At 69.3% G+C, this 9,025-nt stretch carries 9 protein-coding genes; 8 read left to right on the forward strand and 1 reads right to left on the reverse strand.

Annotated features, from left to right (window positions below; genetic code table 11):
• The 6 genes from G6048_RS44550 to G6048_RS44575 form a co-directional block, all read left to right on the forward strand.
• Positions 1-1,000 (forward strand): ABC transporter permease (locus tag G6048_RS44550; protein ID WP_328828811.1); only part of this gene is annotated, 1,000 nt, incomplete at its 5' end.
• A 107-nt stretch (positions 1,001-1,107) separates the two neighbouring features.
• The gene (locus G6048_RS44555; protein WP_165345326.1) at positions 1,108-3,486 is read left to right on the forward strand and encodes an RNA degradosome polyphosphate kinase; all 2,379 of its coding nucleotides are present in this window, start codon (positions 1,108-1,110) and stop codon (positions 3,484-3,486) included.
• Positions 3,467-4,495 carry a CHAD domain-containing protein gene (locus G6048_RS44560; protein ID WP_165345327.1) on the forward strand — a complete coding sequence of 343 codons (1,029 nt, stop codon included), beginning with the start codon at positions 3,467-3,469 and terminating at the stop codon, positions 4,493-4,495. Before G6048_RS44555 ends, G6048_RS44560 begins: the two co-directional genes overlap by 20 nt.
• Before the next feature lie 13 nt (positions 4,496-4,508).
• A complete protein-coding gene (locus G6048_RS44565) occupies positions 4,509-4,931 on the forward strand; it encodes an NUDIX hydrolase (protein ID WP_165345328.1) in 423 nt (140 codons plus the stop codon).
• Between the two features lie 326 nt (positions 4,932-5,257).
• Complete coding sequence (locus G6048_RS44570) at positions 5,258-6,091, forward strand: hypothetical protein (RefSeq protein WP_165345329.1); 834 nt, start codon at positions 5,258-5,260, stop codon at positions 6,089-6,091.
• A gap of 112 nt (positions 6,092-6,203) precedes the next feature.
• Complete coding sequence (locus tag G6048_RS44575; RefSeq protein WP_206342905.1) at positions 6,204-6,398, forward strand: hypothetical protein; 195 nt, start codon at positions 6,204-6,206, stop codon at positions 6,396-6,398.
• A 76-nt stretch (positions 6,399-6,474) separates the two neighbouring features.
• Here the strand turns inward: G6048_RS44575 and G6048_RS44580 are convergent, their stop codons facing one another.
• Entirely contained in the window at positions 6,475-6,831 is a 357-nt protein-coding gene (locus G6048_RS44580) for a metal-sensitive transcriptional regulator (protein ID WP_165345330.1), read from the reverse strand.
• A 255-nt stretch (positions 6,832-7,086) separates the two neighbouring features.
• Here G6048_RS44580 and G6048_RS44585 point away from each other — a divergent pair, with 255 nt between their 5' ends.
• Positions 7,087-7,707 carry a DUF47 domain-containing protein gene (locus tag G6048_RS44585; protein ID WP_165345331.1) on the forward strand — a complete coding sequence of 207 codons (621 nt, stop codon included), beginning with the start codon at positions 7,087-7,089 and terminating at the stop codon, positions 7,705-7,707.
• Positions 7,708-7,714: 7 nt separating this feature from the next.
• Positions 7,715-8,713: an inorganic phosphate transporter gene (locus tag G6048_RS44590; RefSeq protein WP_165345332.1), complete on the forward strand. Its 999-nt coding sequence runs from the start codon at positions 7,715-7,717 to the stop codon at positions 8,711-8,713.
• Positions 8,714-9,025: the final 312 nt, after the last annotated feature.

The raw sequence follows: 9,025 nt of genomic DNA on the forward strand, positions 1-9,025 counted from the left end.
CCGCATGACCGCCCCCGCCTCCGCCCCGACGGCCGCTCGCCTCCGCAGCCGGCTCGCACCACGCGGCCTGACCTGGTCGGTGCTGCGCCTGCACCGCACGGCGCTGTACGTCGGGGGCGCCGCCCTCGTGGCCTTCGCGGCCGCCATGGTCTGGATGTACGTCATCGGTGACGACGCCCGCGTGAGCACCGGCCCCTGCAGCCCTCCCGGGTACTGCCCCAACCTCACCTCGTCGACCTTCGACGACACGACGTACCGCCGCCTCGTGTCGCTGACGGCCGAGGCACTGTCGTACCTGATGTTCCCCGTCGGCGCCTGGGCGGGCGGCGCGCTCATCGGCCGGGAGCTGGAGAGCGGCACCGCGCGACTGGCCTGGACCCAGTCGGTCACCCCGCTGCGCTGGCTCGCCGCCAAGCTCGCCGTCCCGGCCCTGCTGCTGACCGCCGGCACCACCACGGCCGTCCTGCTGAACGTCTGGGCCCGCCAGGACGGCGGCCCCGACCTGGCCCTGGACTGGTACTCCACCGACACCTTCATCACCACCGGCCCGGCCGCCGTCACGTACGCCCTCGCGGGCCTCGCCCTCGGGGCGCTCGCCGGGATGGTCACAAGAAGGGCCCTGCCCGCCGCCGGCCTCGGCTTCGCCGCCACCCTGGCCTTCTTCAACCTCATGGACTGGTACCGGTGGAACCTGTGGCCCACCTCGTCCGTGACGGTCTCCGGCCCGGACGAGTACCAGCTCCCGCAAACGGCCCTCCACATGAGCAGCGGATACGTGCTCACCTCCGGCGAGCGGAGCGAGAGCTATCCCTGCCGCGACATGCCGGGCCCGGGCTGCGTGAAGGAAGGGGACATCACCGGGTACTACACCGTCTTCCATCCCCAGTCCCACCACTGGCCGCTCCAGCTCATGGACGCCGGCATCGCGCTGGCCCTCGCGGCCCTCGCCACCGCAGGCGCCTTCTGGCTGCTGCGGCGTAGTACGCCCTCACGGGGGTAGGGCGCACCCGTCTCCCGGGGGTGCGGACCCCCGGGAGACGCCCCTCCATGTCCCGTACGTCATGTCTCCGTAACCATCGATTCAGACAGACTTGCGACCCTCGGCGAATGAACCCCTCCGTCCCCGAGCCTTCGCCTCCCCCGGAGAACGAGCCTTCACCCGTGCGGGAGAACAGGAGCCTCCAGTTCGTCGCCGCGCTCCCGCCCGCTCCATCTGACGCGCCCGTTTCGGTTCCGGCGCGGAACAATGGGTTCATGACCCAGCACGAAGTCCAGGTTCAGCATGCCCAGCCCTCCGTGGGCTCCATCGCCGCGCACCGCCCGCACACCGTGTCGGCCGTGGTCTCCGACCTGGAGCCGGACCTCGACGCCGACCTCGACGCGTACGAGGAGACCGACGGCGTCGGCCCCCAGCTCCCGCCGAACCGCTTCCTGGACAGGGAGCGCAGCTGGCTCGCGTTCAACGAGCGCGTCCTGGAGCTCGCCGAGGATCCGGACACGCCCCTCCTGGAGCGGGCGAACTTCCTCGCGATCTTCGCCAGCAACCTGGACGAGTTCTTCATGGTCCGCGTGGCAGGACTGAAGCGGCGTATCGCGACCGGCGTCGCCACCCGCTCGGCCTCCGGTCTGCAGCCGCGCGAAGTGCTGGAGATGATCTGGGCCCGCTCCCGTGAGCTCATGGCCCGGCACGCCGCCTGCTACCAGGAGGACGTGGCCCCCCAGCTCGCGGAGGAGGGCATCCACCTGGTCCGCTGGAACGAGCTGACGGAGAAGGAGCAGGCCCGTCTCTTCACGCTGTTCCGCAACCAGATCTTCCCGGTCCTCACGCCCCTCGCGGTCGACCCGGCGCACCCCTTCCCGTACATCTCGGGCTTGTCCCTGAATCTCGCGGTCGATCTCCGGAACCCGATCTCCGGCCACCGCCACTTCGCGCGCGTCAAAGTCCCGCCGCTGCTGTCCCGCTTCCTGGAGGCCTCGCCCGGCCGTTACGTCCCCCTGGAGGACGTGATTTCCGCGCCGGCCCACCTGGAGGAGCTGTTCCCGGGGATGGAGGTCCTGGAGACCCACATGTTCCGGGTCACCCGCAACGAGGACCTGGAGGTCGAGGAGGACGACGCCGAAAACCTGCTCCAGGCCCTGGAGAAGGAGCTCATGCGGCGCCGCTTCGGGCCGCCGGTGCGCCTGGAGGTCGAGGAGTCCATCGACCCGTACGTCCTCAATCTCCTCCGGCGCGAGCTGAAGGTCTCCGAGGCCGAGGTGTACCCGCTGCCCGGCCCCCTCGACCTCACCGGCCTCTTCGGCATCAGCCGTCTCGACCGGCCCGAGCTGAAGTACCCGAAGTTCGTGGCGGGCACCCACCGCGATCTCGCCGAGGTCGAGTCGGCGTCGGCGCCGGACATCTTCGCCGCGCTGCGGGAGCACGACGTCCTGCTGCACCACCCGTACGACTCCTTCTCCACGTCCGTGCAGGCGTTCCTGGAGCAGGCCGCGACGGACCCGGACGTGCTCGCGATCAAGCAGACGCTGTACCGCACCTCCGGCGACTCGCCGATCGTGGACGCGCTCATCGACGCCGCCGAGTCCGGCAAGCAGGTCCTCGTCCTGGTCGAGATCAAGGCGCGCTTCGACGAGCAGGCCAACATCAAGTGGGCCCGCAAGCTGGAGGAGGCGGGCTGCCATGTCGTGTACGGGCTCGTCGGCCTGAAGACGCACTGCAAGCTGTCGCTGGTGGTCCGCCAGGAGGGCGAGACGCTGGCCCGCTACTCCCATGTGGGCACGGGCAACTACCACCCGAAGACGGCCCGCCTGTACGAGGACATCGGCCTGCTGACCGCCGACGCCCAGGTCGGCGCGGACCTCTCCGACCTCTTCAACCGGCTCTCCGGCTACTCCCGCCGCGAGACCTACCGCCGCCTCCTGGTCGCCCCCAAGTCCCTGCGCGACGGCCTGATCGCGCGGATCAACAAGGAGGCACAGCACCATCGCGCCGGACGTCCCGCGTACGTCCGCATCAAGGTCAACTCGATGGTGGACGAGGCGATCATCGACGCCCTCTATCGCGCCTCCCAGGCGGGCGTCCCGGTGGACGTATGGGTACGGGGCATCTGCGCGGTACGACCCGGAGTGCCCGACATGTCCGAGAACATACGGGTACGTTCCGTCCTCGGCCGTTTCCTCGAGCACTCCCGCATCTTCGCCTTCGGCAACGGCGGTGAGCCGGAGGTGTGGTTCGGCAGCGCCGACATGATGCACCGCAACCTCGACCGCCGGATCGAGGCCCTGGTCCGGGTCAAGGACCCGGCCCACCGAGCCTCGCTCAACCGGCTCCTCGAGACCGGCATGTCCGACAAGACCTCCTCCTGGCACCTCGGCCCCGACGGCGAGTGGACTCGCCACGCGGCCGACGGCGACGGCCAGCGGCTGCGCAACGTCCAGGAGATGCTCATAGACGCCCGGAGGCGCCGGCGTGGCAAAGCAACACCTTGACCCTGCGGCCGGACCCGTGGCCGGGGACACCCTGGAGGCCTACCTCCAGACCCAGGCCACGGAGTTCCTCCGCGCGCTGCGGCAGCACCGCGAGACGGGCGGCAGCACGGCGTCAAGCGGCAACGGCACGGAGGAGACCGTCGACGCGGCTCGCGCCCTGCGCCGCTCGGCCCGCCGCATCAGCGGCACCCTCCACACCTTCCGCCCGCTCCTGGACACGGACTGGTCGGAGGGCATACGCCCCGAACTGGCCTGGCTGTCGGGCACGCTGGCGCGCGAGCACGCGTACGCGGCCCGCCTCGAGCGGCTGCTCGGAGCACTGAACCGGCTGTCGGGCTGCTCCCCGATACCAGCACAGACGGCGTCAGAACCGCGTCAGGAGAAGAGCACCCTCACCGTGGGCGCGGCCAAAGCGGGCGCCCTACTGGAACGCCAGCTGACCCTGGCCCGCACGCGCGCCCACTCGGCGGCCCTCCAGGCACTCGGCTCCAGCCGCTTCCACGCCGTCGCGGACAGCGTCGCCGTGCTGGCCAGCGAGGTCCCGCTGAGCCCGGCCGCGACCAGCGCCGGCCTCAAGCCGCTCGCGGCAGCCGCGGAGGACCGCCTCACCGACGCCATCACCGCACTGCCCCTGGTCAGCGCGGGCCACCCGTACAACGCGGAAGCCCTCGTCCACGGCCTCTCCGCGGACCCGGCCCCGCAGCCGCAGGACGCCCCGTGGCACCAGGTCCGCCTCCTGCTGCGCCTGCACCGCTACGCCCTCGAGGTCCTGTACGGCACGGAATCCCCGGTGGACGTACGCGTGTTGAACGCGGGCCAGGCCCTGGACCGGCACCGGGACGCGGCGGAAGCGGCCACGGCGGCGGCATCGGCGGCCCGTACCCCGCGGATCGCCCCGGCGACGGCGTACGCGCTCGGGGTGCTGCACGCGGACCAGCGACACGAGGTGGAAGCGGCCAGGTTCGCGTTCCGGCAGGCCTGGTTAAGGGAGACAGTCAGTACTTCGTGACCCAGGAGGGACTGTGCAGACGACCAACGGCAACCCCGTACTCGCGGCGGGCTGCGTCCTGTGGCGCCGCTCGCCCGTCGACGGCGAACTGGAGATCTGCCTGGTCCACAGGCCCAAGTACCTTGACTGGTCGCATCCCAAGGGCAAGCTGAAGCGCGGCGAGGACCCGCTGGCGGGGGCGGTACGGGAGGTCTCGGAGGAGACCGGCCTCGGGTGCGTACCCGGTCCCCGGCTGGCCACCGTGCGCTATCTCGCCAACGGGCGGCCCAAGGAGGTCAGTTACTGGGCAGCGGAGGCGACCGAGGGGCACTTCACGCCCAACGATGAGGTGGATCGCGTGCGGTGGCTTCCGCCGGGTGCGGCCAAGGAGCGGCTGACGCAGCCTCGCGATCAAGTGTTGGTGGACGAGTTGCTGGCCGTCCTGCGCCACGCATAGCCAGTAGAGGGCCCGGGCGCTTTTCGGAGGCCTAGTGGGGCGCGGCCTCGTGGCCCTCCGCGTCCCGTCTTGCCAGGCTTCTCGCCCGGCGTGCTGGGCCGCGCCAGCCGCAGGTGCAGCGGGCTACGCAGAAGCGGCCCTGGTCGACTGTTGTCGTGCGGTGTTCCGGGGGGTCGGCTTCGGCCTGCTCTGCCACGTTCACCACCGTACAGAGGTTGAGTAATCGCTTGCTCAAGCGGCGTCACGGCGTGACGGCGCCCCTGACTCGTCGTTAAGGGCAACGACAGGAGGCGCGCGAGGACGGCCCGGCTGGGGGTAGGCAGGCGATGGTGGAGCGGCAGCACAGGGGTGCGGGCGGGGCGGTCGCCCTGGCCGCCACGGTGGCGGGGCTCATGGTGTGCGCCACCGGATGCACGGGCAGTGGAGCCGCCGCCGAGAACACGGGCACCGCCTCGGCCGAGGCACTGCGGCAGGCCTCGACGAACCTCGTGCAGGCGGGCAGTTCCAAGGCGCACACCTCGATGGAGATGGCCACCGGCGGCACCCGCGTCACGATTCGCGGCGAGGGCGTCTACGACTACCGGCGGCAGGTCGGCCGCCTGAAGGTACGCCTCCCCCAGGACCCGGGCGGCGCCGACGGGCGCCGCCCGATCACCGAACTGCTCGCACCGGGCGCCCTCTACATGAAGAACCGCGGAGCCGGAGTGCCCGCCGACAAATGGGTCCGCGTCGACACCGCCACCCTCTCCGACGGCAACCTCGTCACCGGCGGCGCCACCGATCCCTTCACCGCCGCCGAACTGCTGCGGGGCACGCGCGAGGCGACGTACGTGGGGAAGACGAGCGTGGCCGGCACTCCCGTACGGCACTATCGCGGCACCGCCGACCTCGACGAGGCGGCCGAGCGGGCCTCGGACGGCAATCGCGGACCCCTGCGGGCTGCGGCGAAGGGGTTCGCCACGGCCGACGTCCCCTTCGACGCCTACCTCGACGAACAGGGACGCATCCGGAAACTCCGGCACCGGTTCAGCTTTGTGAACGGGCAGCAGGAGGGTACGGTCGCGGTCGCCTCGACGCTGCTGTTGTACGACTTCGGTGCCCCCGTCGACGTACGGCTGCCGGAGGCCGGGGACATCTACGCGGGAAAGATCGTCGAGTAGTCGGAGCGCCAAGACGGCCGGATTGTGCGGGGCCGGAAATGGTCCGTTGGTGCCATGCGCTGTGTGTAGGCCGCTCCCTACTCTAGGAAGTCGGTGACGGCAGGAAGAGGTGATGCACGTGGCTCCGGCGCACGGTACGGCAGTTCAGGACCACGTGGCCCTCGCCGAGATCGAGCTGTGCGGCGACCTGATCATCGCGGCCTCGTCCGCCGGTGAGGACCGGCTCAGCCCCGCCCGCATCGACGAGGTGCTGAAACTGGCGGAGGAGCGCTTCCTCGAGGAGTACGGCGAGGGCGCCGAGAAGTAGACGTGGCGCGGTTCCCCCGCGCCACGTTGCCGCGTAGGCCTCCGATGCGGCAGGCCCGTACGTACATGCGCGAATGTCACGTACGCAACAGTCGGCCGATCGCCTTCGTGGCTTCCTCCACCTTCTCGTCGATCTCCGCGCCGCCCTTGAGGGCCGCGTCCGCGACGCAGTGGCGGAGGTGCTCCTCGAGGAGTTGGAGGGCGAAGGACTGGAGGGCCTTCGTGGAGGCGGAGACCTGGGTGAGTATGTCGATGCAGTAGACGTCCTCGTCGACCATCCGCTGCAGTCCGCGGATCTGGCCCTCGATCCGGCGCAGGCGCTTGAGGTGCTCGTCCTTCTGCTTGTGGTAGCCGTGGACCCCGCGGTCGTGGTCGGTCACCACGTCCGGCGCGCCCGCGGAGGGCGCGCTGTTTCCGGCCTCGGTCGTCGTCATCGCGTCCTCCTGTGCTCGTGCCGGCGAACGTGCCTGGTTCGTCGGGTACGTATACCCGGGATGGGTATATGGTAACGAATTTTGCTGGGTATACGGCTCTTGGCCGATGCGCCGATGCCCCCGGCCGACCACCCAATGGACCCTGTGCGGAGCACTTTGCCTCATGGGTGACACTGGGGGACGGCCCGTTTTCCATGGCTGGATGGTGCACCTAGCATCACCCTGACCGAAACCGAAGCAATCCGAGGAACCCACGTGCGATTTCGTCTGACCCCCAGGGAGACGAGCTTCTACGACATGTTCGCCGCCTCCGCGGACAACATCGTCACGGGCTCCAAGCTCCTGATGGAACTGCTCGGGGCCGACGCCTCCGGCCGGACCGAGATCGCCGAGCGTATGCGGGCCGCGGAACATGCCGGTGACGATGCCACGCACGCGATCTTCCACCAGCTGAACTCCTCGTTCATCACGCCGTTCGACCGCGAGGACATCTACAAACTCGCATCGAACCTCGACGACATCATGGACTTCATGGAGGAGGCCGTCGACCTGGTCGTCCTCTATAACGTCGAGGACCTTCCGAAGGGCGTGGACCAGCAGATCGAGGTACTGGCGCGGGCTGCCGAGCTGACGGCCGAGGCCATGCCGAACCTCCGCACGATGGACAACCTCACCGAGTACTGGATCGAGGTCAACCGCCTGGAGAACCAGGCCGACCAGATCCACAGAAAGCTTCTTGCGCACCTGTTCAACGGCAAGTACGACGCCATCGAGGTGCTCAAGCTCAAGCAGATCGTGGATGTGCTGGAGGAAGCGGCGGACGCGTTCGAGCACGTGGCGAACACGGTGGAGACCATCGCCGTCAAGGAGTCCTGAACACTCCATGGAGACCTTCGCTCTGGTCGTGACCATCGGGGTCGCGCTCTTCTTCACGTACACCAACGGCTTTCACGATTCGGCGAACGCGATCGCGACGTCCGTGTCGACGCGGGCGCTGACGCCGAAGGCCGCGCTGATGATGGCCGCGGTCATGAACCTGGCCGGTGCCTTTCTGGGCAGCGAGGTCGCCAAGACCGTCAGCGAGGGGCTGATCTCCACACCTGAGGGCTCGAAGGGGATGGGCATTCTCTTCGCGGCGCTGGTCGGCGCGATCACCTGGAACCTGGTCACCTGGTACTTCGGCCTGCCGTCGTCCTCGTCCCACGCGCTGTTCGGCGGCATGGTCGGGGCGGCTCTGGCCGGCGGTACGACGGTCTACTGGTCCGGTGTGCTGGAGAAGATCGTCATCCCGATGTTCGTCTCGCCGCTGGTCGGTCTGGGCGTGGGCTATCTGGTGATGACCGCGATCATGTGGATCTTCCGCCATGCGAATCCGCACAAGGCGAAGCGGGGTTTCCGTATAGCGCAGACGGTGTCGGCGGCGGGGATGGCGCTCGGGCATGGTCTTCAGGACGCGCAGAAGACGATGGGCATAGTGGTGATGGCGCTGGTCATCGCGGATGTCGAGGACTACGGCGATCCGATCCCGGTGTGGGTGAAGGTGGTCTGTGCGGTGATGCTGTCGCTGGGGACGTACGCGGGGGGCTGGCGCATCATGCGGACGCTCGGGCGGAAGATCATCGAGCTTGATCCGCCGCAGGGGTTTGCCGCGGAGACGACGGGGGCGTCGATCATGTTCGTCACGGCGTTCCTCTTCAAGGCGCCGATCTCGACGACGCATGTGATCACGTCGGCGATCATGGGGGTTGGGGCGACGAAGCGGTTGAACGCGGTGCGGTGGGGCGTCGCCAAGAACATCGTTCTCGGCTGGTTCATCACCATGCCGGCAGCGGCGCTGGTCGCCGCCCTGAGCTTCTGGCTCGTAAACCTGGCGTTCCTGTAGCGGCTTTTCCTCGCCCCCGCCGCCCCTACCCGTCCCATACCAAGGGGCGCTGCCCCTTCGACCCCGCCAAGGGCTCCGCCCCTGGACCCCGCTGGGGCTGCGCCCCAGACCCCGCATCGGCCTGAACGGCCTCGTCCTCAAACTCCCCCAGCTACCGCTGGGAGGTGCCCCCAGACGGGCTGATTGATGCGGGCCTGCGCTGACAAAGTCCGGCCGCGAAAATTCAGCCCGTCCAGCGGAAGAACAGCCCGTCCGTCCGGCGGAAAATCAGCCTGTCCGGCGGAAATCAGCCCGCGCCACACACAACCAGCC

This window comes from Streptomyces ureilyticus, assembly GCF_011045025.1.
GTDB classification, from domain to species: Bacteria; Actinomycetota; Actinomycetes; order Streptomycetales; family Streptomycetaceae; genus Streptomyces; species Streptomyces ureilyticus.

Excerpts from the sequence above, each read along its gene's own strand:
- G6048_RS44570 (WP_165345329.1), top strand. The coding sequence starts at position 5,258 with ATGGTGGAGCGGCAGCACAGGGGTGCGGGCGGGGCGGTCGCCCTGGCC.
- G6048_RS44555 (WP_165345326.1), top strand. The coding sequence starts at position 1,108 with ATGAACCCCTCCGTCCCCGAGCCTTCGCCTCCCCCGGAGAACGAGCCT.
- G6048_RS44575 (WP_206342905.1), top strand. The coding sequence starts at position 6,204 with ATGCACGTGGCTCCGGCGCACGGTACGGCAGTTCAGGACCACGTGGCC.
- G6048_RS44580 (WP_165345330.1), bottom strand. The coding sequence starts at position 6,831 with ATGACGACGACCGAGGCCGGAAACAGCGCGCCCTCCGCGGGCGCGCCG.
- G6048_RS44590 (WP_165345332.1), top strand. The coding sequence starts at position 7,715 with ATGGAGACCTTCGCTCTGGTCGTGACCATCGGGGTCGCGCTCTTCTTC.